This is a genomic window from Agrobacterium burrii (assembly GCF_017313405.1).
Lineage (GTDB): Bacteria > Pseudomonadota > Alphaproteobacteria > Rhizobiales > Rhizobiaceae > Agrobacterium > Agrobacterium burrii.
The window spans coordinates 36,772-61,501 of the sequence record NZ_JAFLNA010000010.1 but is presented as its reverse complement, the minus strand read 5'-3'; the positions used below and the strand labels follow the sequence as shown (position 1 = coordinate 61,501).

Annotated in this window: 26 protein-coding genes; 18 read left to right on the top strand and 8 right to left on the bottom strand. The window is 56.9% G+C overall.

Features of this window, described 5'->3' with window-relative positions:
- Positions 1-53 precede the first annotated feature (53 nt).
- From mnmE to hemE, 4 genes are all read right to left on the bottom strand, one after another.
- Positions 54-1,379: a tRNA uridine-5-carboxymethylaminomethyl(34) synthesis GTPase MnmE gene (gene mnmE / locus JZX89_RS18360; RefSeq protein WP_207134958.1), complete on the bottom strand. Its 1,326-nt coding sequence runs from the start codon at positions 1,377-1,379 to the stop codon at positions 54-56.
- 88 nt (positions 1,380-1,467) lie between these two features.
- Positions 1,468-2,733: a transcription termination factor Rho gene (rho, locus tag JZX89_RS18355; RefSeq protein ID WP_149900356.1), complete on the bottom strand. Its 1,266-nt coding sequence runs from the start codon at positions 2,731-2,733 to the stop codon at positions 1,468-1,470.
- Between the two features lie 186 nt (positions 2,734-2,919).
- Entirely contained in the window at positions 2,920-3,465 is a 546-nt protein-coding gene (gene hemJ, locus JZX89_RS18350) for a protoporphyrinogen oxidase HemJ (protein WP_207134957.1), read from the bottom strand.
- A complete protein-coding gene (gene hemE / locus JZX89_RS18345; RefSeq protein ID WP_207134956.1) occupies positions 3,462-4,496 on the bottom strand; it encodes a uroporphyrinogen decarboxylase in 1,035 nt (344 codons plus the stop codon). The genes hemJ and hemE overlap by 4 nt, the downstream gene beginning before the upstream one ends.
- Before the next feature lie 408 nt (positions 4,497-4,904).
- Here hemE and JZX89_RS18340 point away from each other — a divergent pair, with 408 nt between their 5' ends.
- From JZX89_RS18340 to dnaQ, 5 genes are read left to right on the top strand one after another with little or no spacing between them, the layout of a single operon-like run.
- Complete coding sequence (locus JZX89_RS18340; protein WP_149900354.1) at positions 4,905-5,726, top strand: pyruvate, water dikinase regulatory protein; 822 nt, start codon at positions 4,905-4,907, stop codon at positions 5,724-5,726.
- 31 nt (positions 5,727-5,757) lie between these two features.
- Positions 5,758-6,357, top strand: a complete 600-nt coding sequence (locus JZX89_RS18335) for a Maf-like protein (protein ID WP_153515409.1) — start codon at positions 5,758-5,760, stop codon at positions 6,355-6,357.
- Positions 6,350-7,210: a shikimate dehydrogenase gene (locus JZX89_RS18330; protein WP_153515408.1), complete on the top strand. Its 861-nt coding sequence runs from the start codon at positions 6,350-6,352 to the stop codon at positions 7,208-7,210. The genes JZX89_RS18335 and JZX89_RS18330 overlap by 8 nt, the downstream gene beginning before the upstream one ends.
- Complete coding sequence (gene coaE, locus JZX89_RS18325; RefSeq protein ID WP_153515407.1) at positions 7,210-7,815, top strand: dephospho-CoA kinase; 606 nt, start codon at positions 7,210-7,212, stop codon at positions 7,813-7,815. The genes JZX89_RS18330 and coaE overlap by 1 nt, the downstream gene beginning before the upstream one ends.
- Positions 7,808-8,506, top strand: coding sequence for a DNA polymerase III subunit epsilon (gene dnaQ, locus JZX89_RS18320; protein ID WP_153515406.1), 699 nt, complete (start codon positions 7,808-7,810; stop codon positions 8,504-8,506). The genes coaE and dnaQ overlap by 8 nt, the downstream gene beginning before the upstream one ends.
- Before the next feature lie 107 nt (positions 8,507-8,613).
- Here the strand turns inward: dnaQ and secB are convergent, their stop codons facing one another.
- Positions 8,614-9,096, bottom strand: coding sequence for a protein-export chaperone SecB (gene secB, locus JZX89_RS18315; protein WP_149900350.1), 483 nt, complete (start codon positions 9,094-9,096; stop codon positions 8,614-8,616).
- 102 nt (positions 9,097-9,198) lie between these two features.
- The gene (locus JZX89_RS18310) at positions 9,199-9,759 is read right to left on the bottom strand and encodes an FxsA family protein (protein WP_207134955.1); all 561 of its coding nucleotides are present in this window, start codon (positions 9,757-9,759) and stop codon (positions 9,199-9,201) included.
- Between the two features lie 151 nt (positions 9,760-9,910).
- Here JZX89_RS18310 and JZX89_RS18305 point away from each other — a divergent pair, with 151 nt between their 5' ends.
- The 5 genes from JZX89_RS18305 (at position 9,911) to gyrB (ending at position 15,239) form a co-directional block, all read left to right on the top strand.
- Entirely contained in the window at positions 9,911-10,609 is a 699-nt protein-coding gene (locus JZX89_RS18305) for a Tim44/TimA family putative adaptor protein (RefSeq protein ID WP_149900348.1), read from the top strand.
- The gene (mltA, locus tag JZX89_RS18300) at positions 10,606-11,718 is read left to right on the top strand and encodes a murein transglycosylase A (protein WP_207134954.1); all 1,113 of its coding nucleotides are present in this window, start codon (positions 10,606-10,608) and stop codon (positions 11,716-11,718) included. The genes JZX89_RS18305 and mltA overlap by 4 nt, the downstream gene beginning before the upstream one ends.
- Positions 11,715-12,284, top strand: coding sequence for a Smr/MutS family protein (locus tag JZX89_RS18295; RefSeq protein ID WP_153515403.1), 570 nt, complete (start codon positions 11,715-11,717; stop codon positions 12,282-12,284). Before mltA ends, JZX89_RS18295 begins: the two co-directional genes overlap by 4 nt.
- Complete coding sequence (locus JZX89_RS18290) at positions 12,281-12,646, top strand: helix-turn-helix domain-containing protein (protein WP_149900345.1); 366 nt, start codon at positions 12,281-12,283, stop codon at positions 12,644-12,646. The genes JZX89_RS18295 and JZX89_RS18290 overlap by 4 nt, the downstream gene beginning before the upstream one ends.
- A 157-nt stretch (positions 12,647-12,803) precedes the next feature.
- Positions 12,804-15,239 carry a DNA topoisomerase (ATP-hydrolyzing) subunit B gene (gene gyrB / locus JZX89_RS18285; RefSeq protein WP_149900344.1) on the top strand — a complete coding sequence of 812 codons (2,436 nt, stop codon included), beginning with the start codon at positions 12,804-12,806 and terminating at the stop codon, positions 15,237-15,239.
- A gap of 102 nt (positions 15,240-15,341) precedes the next feature.
- On the opposite strand, the gene JZX89_RS18280 is transcribed toward gyrB, so the two are convergent.
- Complete coding sequence (locus tag JZX89_RS18280) at positions 15,342-15,944, bottom strand: nitroreductase family protein (RefSeq protein ID WP_207134953.1); 603 nt, start codon at positions 15,942-15,944, stop codon at positions 15,342-15,344.
- Positions 15,945-16,072: 128 nt separating this feature from the next.
- Between JZX89_RS18280 and JZX89_RS18275 the strand changes: the two genes are divergently transcribed.
- The 8 genes from JZX89_RS18275 (at position 16,073) to JZX89_RS18240 (ending at position 24,327) form a co-directional block, all read left to right on the top strand.
- Complete coding sequence (locus JZX89_RS18275) at positions 16,073-16,915, top strand: fumarylacetoacetate hydrolase family protein (protein WP_207134952.1); 843 nt, start codon at positions 16,073-16,075, stop codon at positions 16,913-16,915.
- A 126-nt stretch (positions 16,916-17,041) separates the two neighbouring features.
- Positions 17,042-18,274, top strand: coding sequence for a polyhydroxyalkanoate depolymerase (locus tag JZX89_RS18270; protein ID WP_369809567.1), 1,233 nt, complete (start codon positions 17,042-17,044; stop codon positions 18,272-18,274).
- 68 nt (positions 18,275-18,342) lie between these two features.
- Entirely contained in the window at positions 18,343-19,110 is a 768-nt protein-coding gene (locus tag JZX89_RS18265) for a M48 family metallopeptidase (protein ID WP_149900340.1), read from the top strand.
- A 99-nt stretch (positions 19,111-19,209) separates the two neighbouring features.
- Positions 19,210-19,872, top strand: a complete 663-nt coding sequence (locus JZX89_RS18260) for a phosphoribosylanthranilate isomerase (protein ID WP_153515399.1) — start codon at positions 19,210-19,212, stop codon at positions 19,870-19,872.
- A 1-nt stretch (position 19,873) separates the two neighbouring features.
- On the top strand, positions 19,874-21,094 hold the full coding sequence (gene trpB, locus JZX89_RS18255) for a tryptophan synthase subunit beta (RefSeq protein WP_174374366.1): 1,221 nt from the start codon (positions 19,874-19,876) through the stop codon (positions 21,092-21,094).
- Between the two features lie 4 nt (positions 21,095-21,098).
- Entirely contained in the window at positions 21,099-21,938 is an 840-nt protein-coding gene (trpA, locus tag JZX89_RS18250) for a tryptophan synthase subunit alpha (protein ID WP_153515397.1), read from the top strand.
- A 27-nt stretch (positions 21,939-21,965) separates the two neighbouring features.
- The gene (accD, locus tag JZX89_RS18245; RefSeq protein ID WP_174374367.1) at positions 21,966-22,859 is read left to right on the top strand and encodes an acetyl-CoA carboxylase, carboxyltransferase subunit beta; all 894 of its coding nucleotides are present in this window, start codon (positions 21,966-21,968) and stop codon (positions 22,857-22,859) included.
- A gap of 88 nt (positions 22,860-22,947) precedes the next feature.
- The gene (locus JZX89_RS18240) at positions 22,948-24,327 is read left to right on the top strand and encodes a bifunctional folylpolyglutamate synthase/dihydrofolate synthase (protein ID WP_207134950.1); all 1,380 of its coding nucleotides are present in this window, start codon (positions 22,948-22,950) and stop codon (positions 24,325-24,327) included.
- Positions 24,328-24,375: 48 nt separating this feature from the next.
- Here the strand turns inward: JZX89_RS18240 and trxA are convergent, their stop codons facing one another.
- A complete protein-coding gene (trxA, locus tag JZX89_RS18235) occupies positions 24,376-24,696 on the bottom strand; it encodes a thioredoxin (protein ID WP_045019255.1) in 321 nt (106 codons plus the stop codon).
- Positions 24,697-24,730 lie beyond the last annotated feature (34 nt).

Here is a 24,730-nt window from a genome sequence, read left to right as displayed (position 1 = left end):
CCTTATCCTAAATCACCCACATAGCCACCGCAGTAGCCAATGTTTCACGTGAATCATTTTCCTATGCAGAATTCCGAGAAGATTACGCCGAGCAAATCTTCCACATCGACGCGACCGGTGATGCGTCCAAGCGATGTCGCCGCGAGCCGTAAATATTCTGACCTGATCGCGAGGTCCATGGCTTCGGATTCCAGCGCATCACTAACATAGTTCAGCGTCTCTTCAAGCCGTTTTTTGTGACGGGCACGGGCGGGAACCAACGTCTGGCCGGCTCCAACCCGGTTATTGATCTCCTGAATGATCATCGATCGCAATTCGTCCAGGCCGTGTCCCTCCTTGGCAGAGATGGAGAGATCAAATACGGCTTCGGGAGAATCTGAAGAAAGAGCTGACTTCGTACGTAGATGAAGACGCCGTGTGTTAGCGAACGAAATCGGGGATTGTTTCGGAAACGAATCATTGTCCTGAAGCAACAGAATGAGATCGGCATTTTCGGCTGTCAACTTGGCCCGTCGAACACCCTCCTGTTCGACCGCGTCCTCAGTATCCCGAATGCCTGCGGTATCGAATATCCGAACAAGATAGCCATCCAGATTGATATCAACGCTCAGAACGTCCCGCGTCGTGCCAGCTATATTGGTGACGATCGCAACATCCCGGCCACTCAGAGCATTAAGAAGAGTAGATTTGCCGGCGTTAGGCTCGCCAACCAGAGCGACCTTAAACCCATCACGGATGATTTCACCGTCGCCCTGGCGAAGATGATCAGATATCTCCTGGCGCAACTGCGACATTGCCTCCCAGACCTGTGTTGCAACCGAGTCCGGTACGTCTTCTTCATCGGCGAAGTCCAGCTCCGCCTCGATCAATGCGCGGGCCCGCGTTAATCTAGCTGCCCAGCCATCATAGAGTGCGGACAGCTTACCTGTGCTCTGTTCGACCGCCAGGCGGCGCTGCATTTCCGTTTCCGCCTGCAGCAGGTCGGCCAGCCCTTCAACTTCGAGAAGGTCCATCTTGCCATTTTCAAAAGCACGACGGGAAAATTCACCAGCATCGGCAGGGCGGAACCCCTCCAGATTTTCCAGCTCGGCGAAAATCGAGGCCAGAACTGCCCGGCTGCCATGGCTGTGCATCTCGACACAGTTCTCACCCGTAAACGAATTTGGCGTCGGAAAAACGAGGATCAGCGCTTGATCGATAATCTCATTGTTTCGATTCCGAATCGAACGCAGCACAGCCCGTCTTGGTGGAGGGGGTTCCTGACCTGTCAGCATCGTTAGGGCCATAAAAGCCTTTGCTCCACTGATCCTGATTACGGCGACACCTGCCGGCAAGGCACCGCTTGAAAGCGCATAGATCGTATCGGCGGAAGCAGGCATCACTCACCTCGGTTTAAAACAGTCAAGCCGCATCCGAATAAACGGACGCGGCTTCAAGGTTTTCAGATGAATCCGGCTAAGGTCCGGATCAGGTATTCATGGATTCGAAGAAGTCCGAATTGGACTTGGTCTGCTTCAGCTTGTCGATCAGGAATTCGATGGCATCCATCGTTCCCATCGGGGCCAGAATTCGACGAAGTACGAAGATCTTCTGCAGATCCTGACGCGGCACCAGCAGGTCTTCCTTGCGCGTGCCGGACTTCAGAATGTCGAGCGACGGGAAGATGCGCTTGTCGGCGACCTTGCGGTCGAGCACGATTTCCGAATTGCCCGTACCCTTGAATTCTTCGAAGATCACTTCGTCCATACGGCTGCCCGTATCGATCAACGCCGTTGCGATGATCGTCAGCGAGCCACCCTCTTCGATGTTACGTGCGGCACCGAAGAAACGTTTCGGCCGCTGCAGCGCGTTGGCGTCCACACCACCGGTCAGAACCTTACCGGAAGAGGGAACGACTGTGTTGTAGGCGCGGCCGAGGCGGGTGATGGAATCCAGCAGGATGACGACGTCACGACCGTGTTCGACAAGGCGCTTCGCCTTTTCGATGACGATTTCGGCGACCTGGACGTGGCGAACAGCCGGTTCGTCGAAGGTGGAGGAAACAACCTCACCCTTGACCGAACGCTGCATGTCGGTGACTTCTTCCGGCCGTTCGTCAATCAGAAGAACGATCAGATAACATTCCGGATGGTTCGCCGTGATAGAATGGGCAATATTCTGCAGCAGAACCGTTTTACCGGTGCGCGGCGGCGCAACGATCAATCCACGCTGGCCCTTGCCGAGCGGTGCGACAAGATCAATCACCCGCGACGACAAATCCTTCGACGTCGGAATTTCCAGCTCCATCTTGAACCGCTCGTTCGGATAAAGCGGCGTCAAATTGTCGAAGTGAACCTTGTGACGGATTTTTTCTGGGTCGTCGAAGTTGATCGTGTTGACCTTCAGAAGCGCGAAATAACGTTCGCCTTCCTTGGGACCACGGATCGGGCCTTCGACGGTATCGCCTGTCTTTAACGAGAAGCGGCGGATCTGCGAGGGCGAAATATAAATATCGTCCGGACCCGGCAGATAGTTTGCGTTTGCAGACCGCAGAAAACCGAAACCGTCCTGGAGGACTTCCACGACGCCTTCGCCGAGAATTTCGATATCCTGGCTCGCGAGAACCTTGAGGATTGCGAACATAAGCTCCTGCTTGCGCATGGTGCTCGCATTTTCAACTTCCAGGGATTCGGCAAAAGTCAGCAAGTCGGTAGGCGATTTGCTCTTAAGTTCCTGAAGCTTCATTTCAGCCATGAAGGGAAGACCGTCTAATAATGTAATGTCGGGGGAGGGCGTGTTCGCGAATCAGATGCTGTGGGAAATGCCGCAGATGACTGAATAATTCACATGCCACGAAGATGAGTGGCCTGAAAATAGCGACTGAATACGGCCGCTGCAAGAGGAAAGCACGAATTCCGCGAAATTTATCGTCAAAGCCCCTTAACCAAAGGGTTTCACAACCACAAGTATGACAATGAGGATCATCAGAACCGTTGGAACCTCGTTCATCAACCGCCAGTGACGGGCAGGCCTGGTATTTTCATCCCTAGCGAAACGCTTGGCGCTGCGGGTGAAATAAACATGGGTGGCTGTTAGAAGCACGACCAGCGCGATCTTCGCATGCAGCCAGCCACCGGAAAAACCGTAAACCGACCATGCCAGATAAAGCCCCAATATCCAGCTTATCATCATTGCCGGGTTCATGATCACCTTGATCAATCGCTGCTCCATCACCTTGAAGGTTTCGGATTGCTGCGAACCGGCAGTCGCATCGGTATGATAGATGAAGAGCCGCGGCAGATAAAAAATCGCCGCCATCCATGAGATCACCGCGATGATATGCAGCGCCTTGATCCAGAGATAGAGATCGGCCGGGTCGGCGTAAAACAACAGGGCAACGAAAACCGCAAAGACACCGAGTGCGATACCGGCCCGCAAGGCTGCCCTGTTTCCGGAACGGGCAGAGGTCTGTTTCTCCTCGCTCATGCCCCGGCTCCGCCAGCACGCACCCGCTGCACCAGTCTGGTAACGTTTTCCGGATCGGCCTGAGGGGTAATGCCATGGCCTAGATTGAAGATAAGCGGACCCTGTCCAAGCGCCTGCAGCACCGCATCGATACCATCCTGCAAAGCCCTGCCGCCCGCCACCATCAGCATCGGGTCCAGATTGCCCTGCACAGGGCCTTCCTTCTGCAAGTCCCGTGCGAAGGTCAACGGCACCGACCAGTCGAGTCCGATGGCGTCTGCACCCGTTTTACGGCGATAATCCTTGAGAAGATAACCGGCACCCTTGGCGAAAGCGATGATCTTTGCTGAGGGGCGACGAGCACGCACCGATGCGATAATGCGGGTAACCGGTTTTACCGCATATTCCTCGAATTCCTTTTCACCGAGCACACCGGCCCAGGAATCAAAAATCTGCACCGCATCAGCACCGGCATCGATCTGCGCCACCAGATAGTCGGCGGAAATATCGGCGAGAAAAGCCAGCAGCTTTTCCATGGCGGCCGGTTCCTGATAACCAAACAGCCGCGCCGGCGCCTGATCGGGCGTTCCGTGGCCAGCAATCATATAGGTCGCAACCGTCCAGGGCGCGCCGCAAAAGCCCAGAAGCGTCGTTTCATTCGGCAACGTCTTGCGCAGACGGGAAACGGTTTCGAAAACAGGCGCAAGATGCGTCATCACATTCGTCGCATCCAGCTTCTCGATGCCGCTTACGTCAATCGGGTCCATGGCCGGACCTTTGCCCTCGCTGAAGGACACGTTGCGATGAAGCGCGTCGGGTATGACAAGAATATCGGAAAAGAGAATGGCGGCATCCAGCCCGAACCGGCGAATGGGCTGAAGGGTAACCTCTGCCGCCAACTCCGGATTATAACAGAGATCAAGGAAACTTCCGGCACTCTTCCGAGTTTCCCTGTACTCCGGAAGATAGCGTCCCGCCTGGCGCATCAGCCATATGGGTGGCGGCGTGACCGTCTGCCCGTTCAACACCGTCATTACCTTACGCTCGTTCATGGCACCCAACTTCTAAAAAATAAAATCAAAGAGATTTAAAAGATTTTCTATTTCTTAGAGTCTGTGGGTAGCAAGGATTAAAATCATTCCAGTCGAAATGCCGCAGCCGCAAGGTTCATTGAGCATCTGTGAATACTGTCCGGCAGAGTGGTGCAAGGTAAATTGGAAAAAGAAAATTTTTCAAATAATTTCAATAATTTAGATTGTATCTTCAGAACGCCCAATCTGTGGATAATTTGGGGACAATTTTGAACAATTTGACGTTCTTCCAATAATTCACAGGCGCGCCGGGGATGATTGCAGCCACTTGCGGATTGTGGAAAAACACCACCTTATTCATGTCGCGGCTCGGCCCTCAGGACAATTTTGAAGTTTGTCCCGGTTTATCAACAGCGGGAGAAAAACAGCGTGGAGAACAAAAAAAGCTTCTTCCATCTGCACCTGATTTCGGACTCAACGGGAGAGACTCTGATGTCGGCGGGTCGCGCGGTCTCGGCCCAGTTCCATGCCTCGATGCCGGTGGAACATGTTTATCCGATGATCAGGAACCAGAAACAGCTCGGCCAGGTCGTGGATCTTATCGACAAGGAACCGGGCATTGTTCTTTATACCATCGTCGACCAGCAACTGGCCGAGTTCCTGGATCTGCGCTGCCATGCGATCGGAGTGCCCTGCGTTAACGTCCTTGAACCGATCATCGGTATCTTTCAGACCTATCTTGGAGCGCCGTCGAGACGGCGAGTGGGCGCGCAGCATGTATTGAATGCCGATTATTTCGCGCGGATCGAAGCGCTCAATTTTGCCATGGACCATGATGACGGGCAAATGCCGGAAACCTATGACGAGGCCGATATTGTCATCATCGGCATCAGCCGCACGTCAAAAACCCCAACCAGCATCTATCTCGCCAACCGGGGAATAAAGACTGCGAACATCCCGGTCGTTCCCAATGTGCCTCTGCCCGATAGCCTCTATGCTGCCACCCGTCCGCTGATCGTCGGTCTTGTCGCAACATCCGACCGAATATCGCAGGTGCGCGAAAACCGGGAACTGGGTGTGACGGGCGGATTTGACAGCGGCCGTTACACGGATCGCGCCACCATCATGGAAGAGCTGAAATATGCCCGCGCGCTCTGCGCCCGCAACAACTGGCCGCTGATCGACGTCACACGCCGCTCCATTGAGGAAACGGCTGCTGCCATCCTTGCCCTTCGTCCGAGGACACGATAATCCGAATCTCATCATTCGGAGCAGACAGTCGATGAAACAAGAGTTGATCCTCGCCTCGTCCAGTGCATCCCGCCAGATGCTGATGCGCAATGCGGGGCTGACATTTTCGGCAATACCAGCGGATATTGATGAGCGTGCGCTCGACGAGCAACTGGAACGAGACGGTGCGAGCCCGGAAGAAGTGGCGCTGGAACTGGCAAAGGCAAAGGCCCTTGCAGTCAGCAAGCTGCATCCGGCGGCGCTGGTTCTTGGATGCGACCAGACCATGGCGCTCGGCACTCGGGTTTATCACAAGCCGAAGACGATGGCCGAGGCTGAAGCGCATCTACTGTCATTGTCCGGCAAGGTTCATCGCCTGAACAGCGCGGCTGTTCTCACCCAAGGCGGTGAGGTGCTATGGCAGACGGTTTCCAGTGCGGAACTTGCAGTGCGGATTTTGAGCGCCGAATTCGTCTCCCGTCATTTGCAGCGGGTGGGTGACAGCGCCCTGACGAGCGTCGGCGCTTATCAGCTCGAAGGGGAGGGAATCCAGCTATTTACCTCGATAGAGGGGGATTATTTCACGATTCTCGGCCTGCCGCTCCTGCCACTTTTATCAAAACTGCGCGACATGGATGTCATCGATGGCTGATTCACGTGAAACATTAACCATAAATGCCTTTGTTGCCGGTTACCCGATCAAGCATTCACGCTCACCCATTATCCATTCCTACTGGTTGAAGAAATTCGACATTGCCGGCTCCTATAAGGCTGTAGAAGTGTCCCCGGAAGATTTCCCGAATTTCATCGCGGCTCTTAAGGAAGCCAAACCGGGTACGGCGGTTGGCGGCAACATCACCATTCCCCATAAGGAAGCGGCCTATAGTTTAGCCGACAGCCCCGATGCTCTGGCGGAAGAACTAGGCGCCGCCAACACCATATGGGTGGAAGAGGGTAGGCTCCATGCCACCAATACGGATGGTTATGGTTTCGTCTCCAATCTCGATGAGCGCCATCCCGGCTGGGACAAGACTGACCGGGCGGTCGTTTTCGGCGCTGGTGGCGCAAGTCGGGCGGTCATTCAGTCCCTGCGCGATCGAGGTATTGCCGAAATCCACGTTCTGAACCGTACGGTCGAACGTGCCCGGGAGCTGGCCGACCGTTTTGGTCCTCGGGTTTTTTCCCATCCCCAGGCGGCACTTCATGAGGTTCTGCAGGATGCCGGGCTTTTTGTGAACACCACATCGCTCGGCATGGACGGCACCGAAGCACCTGAACTCGATTTTTCGCCGCTTGCCGCCAACGCCGTTGTGACTGATATCGTCTATGTGCCGTTAAAAACGCCGATCCTGAAGATGGCGGAAGAGCAGGGCATGTCAACGGTGGATGGCCTTGGCATGTTGCTTCATCAGGCAAAACCCGGTTTCCAGCGATGGTTCGGCGAAATGCCAGAGGTTGACGAAACTCTCCGCTCCCTGATCATCGCGGACATGGAGAAACATTGATGATCGTCATCGGTCTTACCGGCTCTATTGGAATGGGGAAAACGACGACGGCGAAGCTGTTTGCCGAAGAAGGCGTTCCTGTTCTCGATTCGGACGAGGTCGTGCATGCGCTTTATCGTGGAGAAGCCGTTCCGCTGATCGAAGCTGCGTTTCCCGGCACCACCATTTCCGGCGCGGTGGATCGGCAGAGGCTTGCCGAAGTCCTGCGAGAGAATCCGGCTAATTTCAGCAGACTGGAGGCCATTGTCCATCCGCTGGTTCGACAAAGGCAGGAAGCCTTTCTGGTGGAGGCGAGGAAAGAGGCTCGGCAATTCGCCCTTCTCGATATTCCCCTGCTGTTTGAAACCGGGGCGGAGAAGCGTGTCGATAAAATAGTGGTGGTGAGTTGCGCGCCGGACATACAGCGGCAGCGGGTTTTGTCTCGGCCCGGCATGACGCAAGAGAAATTTGAAATGATCTTGGCCCGGCAAATGCCCGACGCCGAAAAACGTCAGCGCGCCGATTTCGTCATCGATAGCGGAAATGGTGTCGAAGCGGCACGGGATCAGGTAAGAGAAATATTGCAGCGATTAGCCGAGACGGGCGACGGAGAGAATAATGCGTGAGATCATTTTCGATACGGAAACCACGGGCCTCGAATCGAAACTGGATCGTGTGATCGAAATCGGCGGCATTGAGCTGATCAACCATTTTCCGACCGGTCGCACGCTGCATCTCTATATCAGCCCGGAAGACCGCAAGGTTCACCCGGACGCGCTTGCGGTTCACGGGATTACCGACGACTTTCTGAAAGACAAGCCGAAATTCGGCGAGGTCGTCGATCAGATTCGTGATTTTTTCGAGGGTGCCCGTTGGGTGGCGCATAATGCGACATTCGATATGGGTTTCATCAATGCCGAATTTGCCCGTCTCGGCATTGAGCCTGTGGCAGCCGATCTGGTGACGGACACGCTTTCGCTTGCCCGTCGCAAGAACCCGATGGGACCCAATTCCCTTGATGCGCTTTGCCGGCGTTATGGCATCGACAATTCCCACCGCACCAAGCACGGCGCGCTTCTCGACTCCGAATTGCTTGCCGAAGTCTATATCGAGATGATTGGCGGGCGTCAGACGGCGCTCGGTTTCGGTTCCGCCGCCAGGCAGGAAGCGGTCATCATCGAGGATGATGTGTCGCTTGAGCCGCTTCAAAGGCCGAGGGCATTGGCGTCAAGGCTGGATACGGAGACGGTTGCGGCCCATGGCAAGCTCGTTCTTGGCATGGGCGACAAGGCGATCTGGAACCGTTACCAAAATTAAGGTTCGCTCAGACCTGAAAACATCAAATGCCGGAAAAGAAAAGTGAAGGCAAAGAAAAACCCGGGCGAAGAACCCGGGTTTTGTTTTGTCAGAAATTCTGAAGTGCTTCAGTTCGGTACGGCCTGAACCTTGGCTCTGGCCTGCTCTTCGGCAACGCGCTGCGAAAACATCTGCGCGAAATCGATCGGGTCAATCATCAGCGGCGGGAATCCGCCGTTGCGGGTAACGTCCGCGATGATCTGGCGGGCGAAGGGGAACAGCAGGCGCGGGCACTCGATGAACAGCACCGGCAGCATATGTTCCTGCGGGAAACCGGCAATGCGGAACACGCCGCCATAAACCAGTTCGGCCGCGAACAGCACTTTGTCGCCATCCTTGGCTTCCGCGTTCAGCGCCAGAACAACATCGAAATCCGAACCGGAGATCGGGTTTGCGTTGACGTTGACATTGATGTTGATCGCCGGCGCGTTGTCACGAGCCTGAAGCGAACGAGGTGCGCCCGGATTTTCAAAGGAAAGGTCTTTGATGTACTGGGTAAGAATGTTGAGGGAAGGACTAACTGCGCCCTGTGCACCATTTTCAGCGGTCATTACGTTTCCTCGCGGCGTGAATTCGTGGATGGCGGTCTATCATTTCGACCGGGGCCTTACAACCCTTCGTGATTGGGCCTCTATATCGGTTTTGAGGGTCGGTCAGGGTTTGGGCAGATCGCGATCATCCGGCTTGCGCGACCATGGGGAGCCCTTCTCCTCTTCGCGGTGAAACTCCTCCTCGTCCAGATCGACCACCTTCGAATTGCCCGCACGTCCCGGACCATTGCGGAACTCGGAATAGTCTCCCTGTTGGGGACCGGTCTGATGGCCAGATTGCCGGCCAGATTGGCGGAACGAACCCGCCACGACGACACGCGGTCCGAAAGCCTTCCAGAAAAAGCGTCGCACCGTTGTCGACAGAAGCAGAAGGCCGAGGATGTCAGTGATGAAACCGGGGATGATAAGCAGGATCCCGGCAACGACCCGCATGGCGCCATTAACCAGTTCGTCTGCCGGCTGGGCGCCGCTGCGTCCCGCATCCTGAAGATTTCTCACCATGCCGATACCGCCGAGACGCAGGATGAGTAATCCGAGAAACGACGTGAAGAGAACGAGCGCCAGGGTCAGCCAGAGGCCGATCGCTTTGCCGACGATGATGAAGCCGGCAATTTCGAGAATGGGCATCATCAGGATGACAATGGGGAGAAAGGAAAAACGCATCTTCTAGCCTTGCGTGTGCATCTCTGGCAGATTGCTGGTTCCTGGGGCACCCCCGGAACACCGATGATTGAATCTGCACATTTGAATGATGATAAGATGCAGACTATATGATGGTGTGGTTTTCGAATTTAAATGGCGGTTTTGGTAAAAGATGGGCTTTAGCGACTTTATCACATTGTTTTTTCTCGTTGCGGCGGTGCTGATATTCCTTCAGTTGCGCAGTGTTCTCGGTCGCCGAACGGGCAATGAGAAACCGCCATTTGATCCCTATAGCCCGCGCGATGTCGCGAAAGGCCCTGTCACGGACGATAACAAGGTCGTGACTCTGCCGAAACGCGGTGAGACCGAGGATGAAAATCCCTTTGCCGAGGCGGATGCTCTGGCGCCTGTGGATTCTTCCCTGAATGCGTCCCTGCGCGAGGTGATGACCAAGGATCCGACGTTCCGGCCGAAGGAATTCCTGAACGGTGCTCGCATGGCCTATGAAATGATCGTCATGGGTTTTGCCGATGGCGACCGAAATACCCTCAAGAACCTTTTGTCGAAAGAGGTGTTTGAGGGCTTCGAGGCTGCGATCTCCGAACGCGAAAGTCGCGGCGAAGTCGTGAAATCCACTTTCGTGGGTATCGAGAAGGCCGATATCACCCAGGCAGGCATTCGCGATTCCGAGGTGCAGATCACGTTGAGGATCGTCAGCCAGCTGATTTCGGCAACCTATGACAAGGACGGCAAGCTGGTGGATGGCGACCCGGATACGGTTGCGGAAGTGGACGATATCTGGACCTTCTCGCGTGACATGCGCTCGCGCGATCCGAACTGGAAGCTGATCGCCACCGAATCCGAGCAATGACCGCGCCCTTTTCGATTGAGGAAGTTGCTTTCCAAGACCTGCCCGGTTGGCGGGAAGACGATCCGGGCAAGCTTTTTCCGGCGATGCGGACGGTTCTGTCGCATCTCCGGAATGCAAAGCCTTACAGGAGCGGTGCGCTGGGGCTGACCGCGGCTGAGCTGGTTTCTCTTTTGGAAACGGTCGATGATGAGGATGGGGTCAGTCCGGAACAGGCCCGCCGCTTCTTCGAGACGAATTGTGTACCCTTTAAAATTTCTCCGCCTGGAGGAAAAAGTGGTTTTGTAACCGCCTTCTATGAACCGGAACTGGAAGTGTCATCCGTTCGTGATGATGTCTGGCGTTATCCGATCTACCGCCGGCCGCCGGAGCTGGTGGATATCGGCGACGACAATCGTCCCGCCAGTTTCGATCCGTCCTACGCTTTCGGAAAATCGGACGAGCGCGGTATTTCCTATTTTCCCGATCGCCGGGCGATCGATGAGGGATATCTCGAGGGCAGGGGTCTTGAGATCGCCTGGGCGAAATCGAAGGTCGACCTGTTTTTCGTCCACGTACAGGGTGCGGCCCGTCTGGTATTTCCGGATGGCACAGTAAAACGCATGACCTATGCGGCCAAGGCCGGGCATCCGTTTTCACCGATAGGCCGGCTGCTTCTGGATCGCGGTGTGCTGGATCCGAAGACGGTTTCGATGCAGACGATCCGCAAGTGGCTTGCTGACCACCCGGATGAGGTGGATGAGGTGCTGTGGCACAACCGCTCCTTCATTTTTTTCCGCGAGGCGGATGTCGCCGATCTGGATATGGGACCGATTGCGGCCGCCAAGGTGCCGCTGGTTTCCGGGCGTTCGCTCGCCGTGGACAGGCTTATTCACACCTTCGGTTTCCCCTTTTTCATCCATGCGCCGTCCCTGACGCATCTGGATGACGGAAAACCCTTTGCCCGGTTGATGCTGGCGCTCGATACCGGCTCGGCCATCGTCGGCCCGGCGCGCGGCGATATTTTCACCGGCTCCGGTTTCGAAGCGGGAGAGCTTGCCGGTACGGTGCGCAATGACGCCGATTTTTATATACTGTTGCCGCACATTGCTGCGGAAAGGTATCGGCGATGAAAGGCAGTCGCAAGCTCGGCAAGGAAGAACGCATTCTGTGGGGCAAGGTCGCAAGAACCGCGCGGCCTATTTCCGGCAGGCTGGAAGATTTGCTGGCTTTCGATGACATGGAAGAGGCCCCGTTGGAGCCCGTTATCCCGCAACCCGGCAACAGCCTTTTTCCGCGCATGCTTGCCGAGCCGGTTGATGTGCCGCCGGCAACGTCGGACAAGAAGCCGAAAATTCATCAGCCGATGGAAAAGCCCGTCAAACGCAAGCTGACCCGTGGCCGATTGCCGCTGGAGGGCCGGATCGATCTGCATGGCATGTTTCAGAGCGAAGCCCATGCGGTGTTGCTCGATTTTCTGTTGCGTGCGCATGAACGGGGTCTCAGGCACGTGCTCGTCATCACCGGCAAGGGGCGCTCGATCGGCAGCGACGGCGCGCTGAAAAGAGCGGTGCCCATGTGGTTTTCCAAACCGGAATATCGCCACCTGATTTCGTCCTACGAGGACGCATCCGCCAATCATGGCGGCGACGGCGCACTTTATGTGCGGCTGGCGCGCCGGCGGGGTGAAAAATCATGACACCGTTTGCGCAGGCCGTGCGGCAACTCCGCGAACGCAAGGGCGTGACGCAGAAGCAGATGGCGGAGGCAATAGGCGTGTCGCCAGCCTATCTCTCGGCGCTTGAGCACGGCAAACGCGGCAAGCCGAGTTTTGATCGGCTCCAGCGCATTGCCGGATATTTCAATATCATCTGGGATGAAGCTGAGGAATTGTTCTTTCTCGCAGGTTCATCCGACCCGAAAGTGGTGATCGATACGGTGGGCCTGCCACCGGAATATACGGCTTTCGCCAACCGGCTGGCACGTGATATTCGCAAGCTGTCGCCGAGTATGATAGAGGAACTGTCAGCGGTGCTGCAAAAAAGCCGTTCTTGCGATTGAAACCCCCTCTATCCCCTGCTTTATGCAGCATCCTGAAGCATGCGGCCTTTGGGATTGGGTGTAGAATTTCTATAGTCGTATGTCGGATTTGAGTGATTCGCTGGCTTCAGGCCTTCTCACTGGAAAACCTGGCCAGGAAACTTTGGAAAGAGTACTTATGACCGAAACATCGTCAAGCGAAGTCGGCGTGGACACTGAATACGGAGCCGATTCGATCAAGGTCCTCAAGGGTCTTGATGCCGTGCGCAAGCGGCCCGGCATGTATATCGGCGATACCGATGACGGTTCCGGCCTGCACCACATGGTCTATGAAGTGGTTGACAACGCCATCGACGAGGCGCTTGCCGGACATGCCGATCTGGTGACGGTGACGCTCAACGCCGATGGATCGGTGACGGTGACGGATAACGGCCGCGGCATTCCGACCGCCATTCACTCTTCCGAAGGTGTTTCCGCTGCCGAAGTCATCATGACCCAGCTGCATGCGGGCGGAAAATTCGACCAGAATTCCTACAAGGTATCCGGCGGTCTGCATGGCGTGGGCGTCTCGGTGGTCAACGCGCTTTCCGTCTGGCTGAAGCTCAGAATCCGCCGTAACGGCAAGCTGCACGAAATCGGCTTCACCCATGGTGTCGCCGATGCACCGCTCTCGGTGATTGGCGAATATGAAGGCCGCTCCGGCACGGAAGTCACCTTCCTTGCAAGCCCTGAAACCTTCACCATGACGGAGTATGATTACGGCACGCTGGAACACCGTCTGCGCGAACTTGCGTTCTTGAACTCCGGCGTTCGCATCCTGCTCACCGACAAACGCCATTCGGATGTCAAGCAGCAGGAATTGCTGTATGACGGCGGGCTTGAGGCCTTCGTCCGTTATCTGGACCGCGCCAAGAAGCCGCTGGTGGACAAACCCATCACCATTCACAGCGAGAAGGATGGTATCACCGTCGAAGTCGCGCTGTGGTGGAATGACAGCTACCACGAGAATGTGCTCTGCTTCACCAACAACATTCCCCAGCGCGATGGTGGCACCCATATGGCTGGTTTCCGTGCAGCACTCACCCGTCAGGTCACCTCCTATGCCGATACGTCAGGCATCATGAAAAGGGAAAAGGTAAGCTTGCAGGGCGAGGACTGCCGCGAAGGCTTGACGGCCATTCTCTCGGTCAAGGTTCCCGACCCCAAGTTCTCTTCGCAGACGAAGGACAAGCTCGTTTCGTCCGAAGTGCGCCCGGTCGTGGAAAGCCTCGTCAACGAAGCCCTGTCCACCTGGCTGGAGGAGCACCCTTCGGAAGCGAAAATCCTCGTCGGCAAGGTGGTGGAAGCGGCAGTCGCCCGCGAAGCCGCCCGCAAGGCGCGCGAACTGACGCGTCGTAAGGGTGCGCTCGATATTGCTTCTTTGCCCGGCAAGCTGGCCGACTGCTCCGAGCGCGATCCGGCGAAATCCGAACTCTTTCTCGTCGAGGGCGACTCCGCCGGCGGTTCCGCCAAGCAGGGCCGCTCGCGTGAAACGCAGGCCATCCTGCCGTTGCGTGGCAAGATCCTGAACGTCGAGCGCGCCCGTTTCGACAAGATGTTGTCCAGCCAGGAAATCGGTACGCTGATTACCGCGCTCGGAACGTCGATCGGCAAGGACGAGTTCAATGCCGACAAGCTGCGTTACCACAAGATCATCATCATGACGGATGCTGACGTCGACGGCGCCCATATCCGTACCCTGCTGTTGACCTTCTTCTTCCGTCAGATGCCGGAACTGATCGAGCGTGGCCATCTCTATATCGCCCAGCCGCCGCTTTATAAGGTGACGCGCGGTAAATCCGTGCAGTACCTCAAGGACGAGAAGGCGCTGGAAGAATACCTCATCTCCATGGGCCTCGAGGAAGCGTCACTGACGCTGGGTTCCGGAGAAGTCCGGGTCGGCGCCGATCTTCGCGAAGCCATTCTGGATGCGCTGCGCTTGCGCATGCTGATCGATGGCCTGCATTCCCGCTACAACCGCTCGGTCGTGGAACAGGCCGCCATTGCCGGCGCATTGAACCCGGAGCTTTCGGCCAATGCCGCCCGCGCAGAAGAAACCGTGACCGAGGTGGCCCGCCGCCTCGACATGATCGCTGAAGAAACCGAACGTGGTTGGTCCGGCGCCGTGCTGGAAGATGGCGGTTTGCGCTTCGAGCGTATGGTGCGTGGCGTCAAGGAAGTCTCGACGCTGGATATGGGCCTGCTCGGTTCGGCCGATGCCCGTCATATCGATCAGCTTGCCGTGCGGATGCGCGACGTCTACGTGACGCCGCCGGTTCTGCAACGTAAGGACGGCAGCATGGAACTGGCCGGCCCCCGCGCGCTTCTGGATGCTATTTTCGCCGCCGGCCGCAAGGGCCTTTCGATGCAGCGTTATAAGGGTCTCGGTGAAATGAATGCCGAACAGCTGTGGGAAACGACGCTCGACGCCAATGTCCGCTCGCTGCTGCAGGTCAGGGTCAACGATGCAACCGATGCCGACGGCCTGTTTTCTCGCTTGATGGGTGACGAAGTGGAGCCGCGCCGCGACTTCATTCAGGAAAACGCTCTGAACGTTGCCAATCTCGACATCTAATCCTGTGGAGCGTCTCGCGTGACGATTCACGTGAAACGAAACTTTAACAAAAGGCCCGGCGATCGATAATCGCCGGGCCTTTTGTTTCTGAATTGCCTGCTATCAATCGATCTTGCCGGTGAACCGCCCTTCGAAAGCTACCTCCGATAGGGGGATGCGCTTGCTCGGCACTTCCCTTTCCGCCAGATCGTCCGGGAGGACGGAGCTGTCAGTCAGCGTACCGATGGCGATCCCGGCTTCCACCTTGTAGCCTTCAGGAATATCCAGCGCCTCAACGATCCTGTCCTTCAGGATGCCGCCCATGCCGTGGGCATGATAACCAAGCAGATGCGCCTGCATGGCGAGTGAAAACCATGCAGCACCGGCATCGAAGGAATGGGTTGCGGACGGTTTTTTCTCGCCTTCGCGGGAGACATTGTAGCCCCGGGAAACGACGAACAGCAGAACCGAGGCATTTTTTGCCCAGCGCTGGTTTCCTTCCATGAGGAGCTCCACGAAGAGCGGCCAGTCTTCACTGTCCTTATGAGCATAGACAAATCGCCATGGCTGCAGGTTGGATGCCGAGGGCGCCCAGTGGGCCGCATCCAGAATGGTCAGCAGATGTTCCTGTGATATGGCGCTGCCATCGAAGGCGCGCGGAGACCAGCGATCGAGAAAGAGGGGATCGACGGGATATTCGGATTGCCGGGAATTGCTGTTCGTCACGGGCCATGTCCTTTTGATTGCCGGGAAGGAAAAGGTATTTTTCGAAAGTGGGAGCAGTCAAGGGGTGACAAGGATGAATGCATCGTTCATATATGCATCATCTTGTCTGACAACCGGGAGAGAGTTCCATGAAATTGATGCGCGTTGGCCAGCACGGCCAGGAAAAGCCTGCCATTCTCGACGCGGAAGGAAAAGTCCGCGATCTGTCCGCCCACGTGAAAGACATTGGCGGCGACGCCATCTCTCCCGAAGGGCTCAAGAAGATTGCCGCGATCGACCTCGCCACCTTGCCCGTTCTGAACGAAGAGCGTATCGGCGCCTGCGTTGCGGGAACCGGAAAATTCATCTGCATCGGCCTCAATTTCTCCGACCATGCTGCCGAAACAGGTGCGACCGTACCGCCGGAGCCTGTCATTTTCATGAAGGCGACCTCGGCCATCGTCGGTCCGAACGATGACGTCACCATTCCGCGCGGCTCTGAAAAGACCGACTGGGAAGTCGAGCTTGGCGTCGTCATCGGCAAGACCGCCAAATATGTCTCCGAAGCGGATGCCCTTGACTATGTCGCCGGCTATTGCGTTTCCCACGACGTTTCCGAACGCGCCTTCCAGACGGAGCGTGCCGGACAATGGACCAAGGGCAAGTCCTGCGACACCTTTGGACCGATCGGCCCATGGCTGGTGACCAAGGACGAAGTCGCGAATCCGCAGAACCTCGGCATGTGGCTGAAGGTGAACGGCCAGACCATGCAGGACGGTTCCAGCAATACCATGGTTTACGGCGTCGCCCATGTGGTTTCCTATCTCAGCCAGTTCATGTCTCTGCATCCCGGCGACGTCATTTCTACGGGCACACCTCCGGGAGTCGGTATGGGTCAGAAGCCGCCGCGTTATCTGAAGGCTGGCGATGTCGTGGAGCTCGGCATTGAAGCCCTCGGCACCCAGAAGCAGACTTTCGTCGCCGACATCTGATCATCGGCAGGCATTCAACTGAAATTGAGGCGCCGGTGGGAAACTGCCGGCGTCTTCGATTTTGTGCACTTGCGAAAAGCTGCTATGCTCCAAAAAAAGAGCTTGATCCGCAGGGAGGCGTCATCAGTGTTCTACCATCTTTATGAAATGAACCATGCGGCCATGATGCCGCTGCGCGCCGGTGCCGATATGATGCGCCAGGCCTGCAACAACCCACTCAACCCGCTTTCAAGTACCGCCTTTGGCCGTAGCCTCGATGCCGGTTTTGAGGTGTTCGAGCGCCTGACCCGCCGATATGTCAAACCGGAATTCGGTCTTGGCAGCACGACTGTTGACGGTCAGACCGTCACTGTTACCGAAGAGATCGTCTGGTCGCGTCCGTTCTGCAATCTCGTTCATTTCAGAAGAGAACTCGATGCGGCCCGCCAGTCCGATCCCAAGGTGCTGCTGGTGGCGCCGATGTCCGGTCACTACGCCACCCTGCTGCGTGGAACGGTAGAGGCCCTGTTGCCTTCAGCGGATATCTACATCACCGATTGGACCGATGCCCGCACAGTGCCTGTGAGTGAGGGGACTTTCGATCTCGACGATTACATCAGCTATGTCATTGAGATGTTGCGGCAGATTGGCCCGGGCACGCATGTAGTCGCTGTGTGTCAGCCGTCGGTGCCGGTTCTGGCCGCCGTTTCGCTGATGGAAGCGGATGGAGATCGTTTCACGCCGTCATCCATGGCGCTGATGGGCGGGCCGATCGATACGCGCATCAATCCCACCGCCGTCAATGATCTTGCCAAGGCCAAGCCCATCGAATGGTTCCGCGACAATGTCGTCATGCAGGTGCCGTGGCCACAGCCTGCTTTCGGCAGGAATGTCTATCCCGGCTTCCTGCAACTGTCCGGTTTCATGTCCATGAACCTCGACAAGCACATGACGGCGCATAAGGATTTTTACCTCAACCTCGTCAAGAATGACGGCGATTCCGCCGAGAAACATCGGGAATTTTACGATGAATACCTGGCCGTCATGGATTTGACGGCGGAGTTCTATCTGCAGACGGTGGAAACCGTCTTCATCGAACATGCGCTTCCGAAGGGAACAATGGTGCATATGGGTAGGGCGGTCGATCCCGCAGCTATTCGCAATGTCGCATTGTTCACTGTGGAAGGTGAGAATGACGATATTTCCGGCGTCGGTCAGACAAAGGCCGCCCATGATCTCTGCCGCAACATCCCCGATGAAAAACGCGCGCACTATATGCAACCCGATGTCGGCCATTATGGTGTCTTCAACGGTTCGCGGTTCCGCAAGGAAATCGTGCCGCGCATGCTGGATTTCATCCGCAAACACCAGACCGCATAGGGTGAGACAGCAGACGGTGCTGCGCATTTGCATGGCCAAACCGCTGGCGAATCGGCTATGAACAGCGCATGTTTTCGCTCTTCGGAAAATCCGTGAAATCGCCGGCGGCCAAAAAGGCCGCACCCAGCCAGCGCACTGTCGCCGTGGCGGGCAGACAGGTGCCGATCACGGTAAGGGAAAACCCGCGCGCCACCCGCATTACCCTGCGTATTGAACCCGGTGGCCGGGCACTGAAGCTGACGATCCCGATGGGACTTCACCACGGCCAGGTTGATGATTTTCTCGAGAGGCATCAGGGTTGGCTTGAAAATAAGCTTTTGAATGTCAGCCCCGATGAGGGTTTGCGCGGTGGTTCGAGCATCGATATTCGCGGCATATCCCACCGCATAGACTACACCGGCAGCTTGCGCGGCCTGACCCATATTTCCAAAGATGCCAATGGTGCTGCCGTTTTGAGAGTTAGCGGCGCACCCGAAAATCTGCGCAGACGGGTGGCGACTTTTCTAAAGAAAGAAGCCAAGGCCGATCTGGAGAGACTGGTTGCGGTTCATGCAACCGCTGCCGGCCGGCCGGTGCGATCCATCAGCATGAAGGACACCCGCAGTCGTTGGGGTTCCTGTTCTCACGATGGAAATCTGAGTTTCTCCTGGCGCATCGTCATGGCCCCGGAAAAGGTCATCGATTATCTAGCCGCCCACGAGGTCGCGCATCTCAGGGAAATGAACCATGGCCCGAAATTCTGGGCTCTGTGTGAAAAGCTCTGCCCGCACACGGAAGAAGCCAAGGGCTGGCTGAAACGCCATGGATCTAAACTCCACGCCATCGATTTCGATTGAAACCGGAGGCATTGATCGCCATCTGGATTCACGTGAAACATTCCATAGACGAATGCGATTTGGCTCGACTCTCATCGCATTTCATGTCAGGTCGCGGGTATGAAACCGGATATCAAGATTTGCGGATTGAAGACACCGGAGACGCTGGAACGCGCCGTCAGGCGCGGTGCGTCCCATGTCGGTTTTATCTTCTTTGAAAAAAGCCCGCGCAACATCGAGCCGGATATCGCCGGCAGGCTGGCGGAGGCCGCTCGCGGGGCTGCCAAGGTCGTTGCCGTCACCGTCAATGCTGACAATGATTATCTCGATGAAATCGTCGATCTCGTAAAACCGGATATCCTGCAACTGCACGGCAGTGAAAGCCCGGAACGGTTGTTGAACATCAAGGCGTTGTATGGTCTGCCGGTGATGAAGGCTCTTTCCATTCGCGATGCCGCTGATCTTGCCAAAATCGATCCCTATATTGGCATAGCCGACCGTTTCCTGCTGGATGCCAAGGCGCCCGCCGGTTCCGATCTGCCCGGCGGTAACGGCGTTTCCTTCGACTGGACTATCCTGCGCTCTCTTGACGGAAGTATTGATTACATGCTTTCCGGAGGGCTGAATAAGGACAACGTCGCCGAGGCTCTGGCGGAAACCAGGGCGAGCGGCATAGATTTGTCGTCCGGTGTCGAAAGCGCGCCGGGCGTCAAGGATCTGGCCATGATCGACGCATTTTTCGATGTGGTGAATGATTGGTCGAAAGGCCCAAAGGGAGCTTGAAGTGAACGACGCGCCAACACCCAATTCTTTCCGCGCTGGTCCCGATGAGGACGGCCGTTTCGGCATTTACGGAGGCCGCTTCGTTGCCGAGACGCTGATGCCGCTCATTCTGGATTTGCAGGCGGAATGGGACAAGGCCAAGACCGATCCAGAATTTCAGGCGCAACTGAAATATCTCGGCGCGCACTATACCGGCCGTCCGAGCCCGCTTTATTTCGCGGAGCGTCTGACGGCGGAACTGGGCGGCGCGAAGATCTATTTCAAGCGCGAAGAGCTGAACCACACCGGTTCGCACAAGATCAACAATTGCCTCGGCCAGATTCTGCTTGCCAAGCGCATGGGCAAGACCCGCATCATCGCCGAAACCGGTGCCGGCCAGCACGGGGTTGCCTCGGCCACCGTTGCCGCACGCTTCGGCTTGCCTTGTGTCGTTTACATGGGTGCGACGGATGTGGCCCGTCAGGCCCCGAATGTTTTCCGCATGAAGCTTCTGGGCGCTGAAGTGAAGCCGGTGACGGCCGGTCACGGCACCTTGAAGGACGCGATGAACGAGGCCCTGCGTGACTGGGTCACCAATGTCGATGATACCTATTATCTGATTGGCACCGCGGCAGGCCCGCATCCCTATCCGGAAATGGTTCGCGATTTCCAGGCCGTCATCGGCGAGGAAGCCAAGGCGCAGATGCAGGAGGCGGAAGGCCGTCTTCCCGATATGGTTATCGCAGCTGTCGGCGGCGGCTCGAACGCCATCGGCATCTTCCATCCTTTCCTCGACGACAAGAGCGTTCGCATCGTCGGCGTCGAGGCAGGCGGCAAGGGCCTTTCGGGCGATGAGCATTGCGCTTCGATCACCGCCGGCTCGCCGGGTGTTCTGCACGGCAACCGCACCTATCTGCTGCAGGATGAGGACGGCCAGATCAAGGAAGGCCACTCCATTTCCGCCGGTCTCGATTATCCCGGTATCGGGCCTGAACATTCCTGGTTGAACGATATCGGCCGCGTCGAATATGTGCCGATCATGGACCATGAGGCGCTGGACGCTTTCCAGATGCTGACCCGTCTCGAGGGTATCATTCCGGCGCTGGAGCCGAGCCACGCACTGGCTGAAGTCATCAAGCGTGCGCCGAAGATGGGCAAGGATGAGATCATCCTGATGAACCTCTCTGGTCGCGGCGACAAGGATGTCCACACCGTCAGCAAGTTCCTTGGAATGGATGTATAAGACCATGACTGCACGTATGGACAAGCGCTTCGCCGATCTGCGCGCTGAAAATCGCCCGGCCCTGATCACCTATTTCATGGGTGGTGACCCGGATTTCGAAACCTCGCTTGGCATCATGAAGGCGCTGCCGGAAGCGGGCGCCGATATTATCGAACTCGGCATGCCGTTTTCCGATCCGATGGCGGATGGCCCGGCTATCCAGCTGGCCGGACAGCGGGCGCTGAAAGGCGGCCAGACACTGAAAACCACGCTCGATCTCGCACGTGAATTCCGCAGGCAAGACGATGCGACCCCGATCGTGATGATGGGATATTACAACCCGATCTATATTTACGGCGTCGACAGGTTTCTGGAAGATGCGCTGGAAGCTGGCGTCGACGGCCTGATCGTCGTCGATCTGCCGCCGGAAATGGATGACGAGCTTTGCGTTCCGGCTCTTGAGCGGGGTGTGAATTTCATCCGTCTCGCCACCCCGACGACGGATGGCAAGCGTCTGCCTGCGGTTCTTAAAAATACCTCAGGTTTCGTCTATTATGTCTCGATGAACGGTATTACCGGTTCCGCACTTCCTGATCCATCGTTGATCTCGGGCGCGGTCAGTCGTATCAAGGCGCATACGGAACTGCCGGTCTGTGTCGGTTTTGGTGTCAAGACGGCCGATCATGCGAAAGCGATCGGTGCCGTGGCGGATGGTGTGGTGGTCGGTTCGGCCATCGTCAACCAGATCGCCGGCAGCCTGACCAAGGACGGACAGGCGACCGCCGATACCGTGCCGTCGGTCACGACGCTGGTAAAGGGACTTTCAACAGGCGTGCGTGCGTCGCGCCTTGCCGCTGCGGAATAACGCGCGGCTCAGTCAAGGAGTAGTTGATTGAACTGGATCACCAATTACGTTCGGCCCCGGATCAATTCCATGCTTGGCCGCCGTCCGGAGGTTCCGGAGAACCTGTGGATCAAGTGCCCGGAAACGGGTGAGATGGTCTTCCATAAGGATCTCGAGGACAACAAGTGGGTTATCCCTGCCTCGGGTTATCACATGAAGATGCCAGCGAAAGCTCGGCTTACCGACCTCTTTGATGGCGGCGTCTATGAGGCCCTGGCTCAGCCGAAGGTGGCGCAGGACCCATTGAAGTTCCGCGATTCCAAGAAATACACCGATCGCCTGCGTGATAGCCGCACAAAGACCGAGCAGGAAGACACCATCCTTGCCGGCGTCGGTCTCCTGAAAGGCCTGAAGATCGTTGCCGTCGTGCATGAATTCCAGTTCATGGGTGGCTCTCTCGGCATTGCTGCCGGCGAAGCCATCGTCAAGGCCTTCGAGCGCGCCATATCCGAGCGTTGCCCGCTCGTGATGTTCCCGGCGTCTGGCGGTGCCCGCATGCAGGAAGGTATTCTCTCGCTGATGCAGTTGCCGCGCACCACGGTTGCGGTGAACATGCTGAAAGAGGCGGGCATGCCCTATATCGTGGTTCTGACGAACCCGACGACCGGCGGCGTCACGGCCTCTTACGCCATGCTGGGCGATGTCCATATTGCCGAGCCGGGTGCGGAAATCTGCTTCGCCGGCAAACGCGTCATCGAACAGACTATCCGCGAAAAACTGCCGGAAGGCTTCCAGACATCGGAATATCTGTTCGAGCACGGCATGGTGGACATGGTCATCGACCGCCGCGAAATCCCCGATACGCTGGCAAGCCTTCTCAAGATCATGACGAAGGCTCCGGCGGAAGCAAACGCAGTCATTCCGCTCGCCGCTTCGGCCTGATTGAAAAATATGTCGCCCGGAGGCGGGAAAACGCCTTCGGGGTGACGTTATACGTTGCATGATTCATCATTTTGGGTGCGGCGGACAAATGGCCAAGACAACGCCTGAAAGGCGAATAGAAGACATGACGAAGCCCGCGATCAGTGAGGCAGAGAAGATCATTGAAGAGCTGATGCAGCTCCACCCCAAGGGGTTCGATCTTTCACTCGACAGAATTTCCCGTCTTCTCGAAAAACTCGGCAATCCCCAGAATAGGATGCCGCCCGTTATTCATGTGGCAGGCACCAACGGCAAAGGTTCGGTCACGGCCTTTTGTCGTGCTCTACTGGAGGCCGCAGGTCTTTCCGTCCACGTTCATACCTCTCCGCATCTCGTCAACTGGCATGAACGGTATCGCATCGGCGTTGCCGGCGATAAGGGCCGTTATGTCGAGGACGAGGTCTTTGCGGATGCGCTGCGCCGTATTGAAGCTGCCAATGGCGGGCAGATGATAACGGTATTCGAAATTCTGACCGCCGCAATGTTCGTGCTCTTTGCGGAACAGCCCGCCGATGCCGCCGTCGTCGAGGTTGGTCTGGGCGGCCGCTTCGATGCGACCAATGTAATCAATAATCCTGCCGTGTCTGTCATCATGCCGATCTCGCTGGACCACCAGGCCTATCTCGGCGACCGCGTGGAGCTGATCGCCGCCGAAAAGGCCGGCATCATGAAGTCGGGTTCTCCCGTCGTCATCGGCCATCAGGAATATGATGCGGCGCTGGAAACGCTTGTTGCGACGGCTGAGCGGCTCGGTTGCCCCGTGTCGGTCTACGGGCAGGATTTTTCCGCCCATGAAGAATTTGGCCGCATGGTCTATCAGGATGAGTTCGGCTTGACCGATGCACCGCTGCCGCGGCTTCCCGGCCGCCACCAGCTTGCCAATGCCGCCGCCGCCATCCGCGCCGTCAAGGCTGCGGGTTTCGAAGTGACGGAGCGGATGATCGAAAAGGCCATGACGTCAGTGGAATGGCCCGGCCGTCTGCAGCGTATCCAGACCGGCAGGATTGCCGAAATGGCCCCGAAGGATGCGGAAATCTGGATCGATGGCGGTCATAACCCCGGCGCTGGCGAAGTCATTGCCGAGGCCATGGCAGGGTTTGAGGAAAAGACGCCCCGGCCGCTGTTCATCATCGCCGGCATGATCAATACCAAGGACCCGGTAGGCTATTTCAAGGCTTTCGCCGATATTGCCGAATATGTCTTCACCGTGCCGATCGGCGGCACTGATGCGGCGATCGATCCCGTCGTGCTCGCCCATGCGGCCTTCGATGCCGGGCTGGTTGCGGCACCGACCTCATCTCTCACCGAGGCGCTGGATGAGCTTTCCCGCCGTTTCGATCCGGAAGGGCCGCCGCCGCGCATTCTCATCGGCGGATCGCTTTATCTTGCCGGAAACGCTCTTTCTTTGAACGGTACGGTTCCCCAATAAAAAAGCCCGGCAGTGATGCCGGGCTTTTTTCATTCCCTGAAAAACAGCTTATGCGGCGCCGGAAATCCAGGCGGAAAGCGCTGTCTTGGGTGCAGCGCCAACCTTGATGTCAGCCACTTCGCCGCCCTTGAAAATCGCAAGGGTCGGGATCGAGCGCACGCCGAACTGAGCGGCCAACTCCGGATTTTCGTCGATATTGAGCTTTGCGACCTTGACCTTGCCTGCAAGCTCGGACGAAATTTCTTCCAGGCTCGGCGCGATCATCTTGCACGGGCCGCACCATTCGGCCCAGAAATCCACCACAACGGGTTCGGAGGATTCGAGGACTTCGGACTGGAAGTTGGCGGCGTCGACTTTTACGGTAGCCATATCTGGCTCTCCTTTCAGCTAAACTTTTTCTTTA

Excerpts from the sequence above, each read along its gene's own strand:
- mnmE (WP_207134958.1), bottom strand. The coding sequence starts at position 1,379 with ATGCCTGCTTCCGCCGATACGATCTATGCGCTTTCAAGCGGTGCCTTG.
- rho (WP_149900356.1), bottom strand. The coding sequence starts at position 2,733 with ATGGCTGAAATGAAGCTTCAGGAACTTAAGAGCAAATCGCCTACCGAC.
- hemJ (WP_207134957.1), bottom strand. The coding sequence starts at position 3,465 with ATGAGCGAGGAGAAACAGACCTCTGCCCGTTCCGGAAACAGGGCAGCC.
- hemE (WP_207134956.1), bottom strand. The coding sequence starts at position 4,496 with ATGAACGAGCGTAAGGTAATGACGGTGTTGAACGGGCAGACGGTCACG.
- JZX89_RS18335 (WP_153515409.1), top strand. The coding sequence starts at position 5,758 with ATGAAACAAGAGTTGATCCTCGCCTCGTCCAGTGCATCCCGCCAGATG.
- JZX89_RS18330 (WP_153515408.1), top strand. The coding sequence starts at position 6,350 with ATGGCTGATTCACGTGAAACATTAACCATAAATGCCTTTGTTGCCGGT.
- coaE (WP_153515407.1), top strand. The coding sequence starts at position 7,210 with ATGATCGTCATCGGTCTTACCGGCTCTATTGGAATGGGGAAAACGACG.
- dnaQ (WP_153515406.1), top strand. The coding sequence starts at position 7,808 with ATGCGTGAGATCATTTTCGATACGGAAACCACGGGCCTCGAATCGAAA.
- secB (WP_149900350.1), bottom strand. The coding sequence starts at position 9,096 with ATGACCGCTGAAAATGGTGCACAGGGCGCAGTTAGTCCTTCCCTCAAC.
- JZX89_RS18310 (WP_207134955.1), bottom strand. The coding sequence starts at position 9,759 with ATGCGTTTTTCCTTTCTCCCCATTGTCATCCTGATGATGCCCATTCTC.
- JZX89_RS18305 (WP_149900348.1), top strand. The coding sequence starts at position 9,911 with ATGGGCTTTAGCGACTTTATCACATTGTTTTTTCTCGTTGCGGCGGTG.
- mltA (WP_207134954.1), top strand. The coding sequence starts at position 10,606 with ATGACCGCGCCCTTTTCGATTGAGGAAGTTGCTTTCCAAGACCTGCCC.
- JZX89_RS18295 (WP_153515403.1), top strand. The coding sequence starts at position 11,715 with ATGAAAGGCAGTCGCAAGCTCGGCAAGGAAGAACGCATTCTGTGGGGC.
- JZX89_RS18290 (WP_149900345.1), top strand. The coding sequence starts at position 12,281 with ATGACACCGTTTGCGCAGGCCGTGCGGCAACTCCGCGAACGCAAGGGC.
- gyrB (WP_149900344.1), top strand. The coding sequence starts at position 12,804 with ATGACCGAAACATCGTCAAGCGAAGTCGGCGTGGACACTGAATACGGA.
- JZX89_RS18275 (WP_207134952.1), top strand. The coding sequence starts at position 16,073 with ATGAAATTGATGCGCGTTGGCCAGCACGGCCAGGAAAAGCCTGCCATT.
- JZX89_RS18265 (WP_149900340.1), top strand. The coding sequence starts at position 18,343 with ATGTTTTCGCTCTTCGGAAAATCCGTGAAATCGCCGGCGGCCAAAAAG.
- JZX89_RS18260 (WP_153515399.1), top strand. The coding sequence starts at position 19,210 with ATGAAACCGGATATCAAGATTTGCGGATTGAAGACACCGGAGACGCTG.
- trpA (WP_153515397.1), top strand. The coding sequence starts at position 21,099 with ATGACTGCACGTATGGACAAGCGCTTCGCCGATCTGCGCGCTGAAAAT.
- JZX89_RS18240 (WP_207134950.1), top strand. The coding sequence starts at position 22,948 with ATGGCCAAGACAACGCCTGAAAGGCGAATAGAAGACATGACGAAGCCC.
- trxA (WP_045019255.1), bottom strand. The coding sequence starts at position 24,696 with ATGGCTACCGTAAAAGTCGACGCCGCCAACTTCCAGTCCGAAGTCCTC.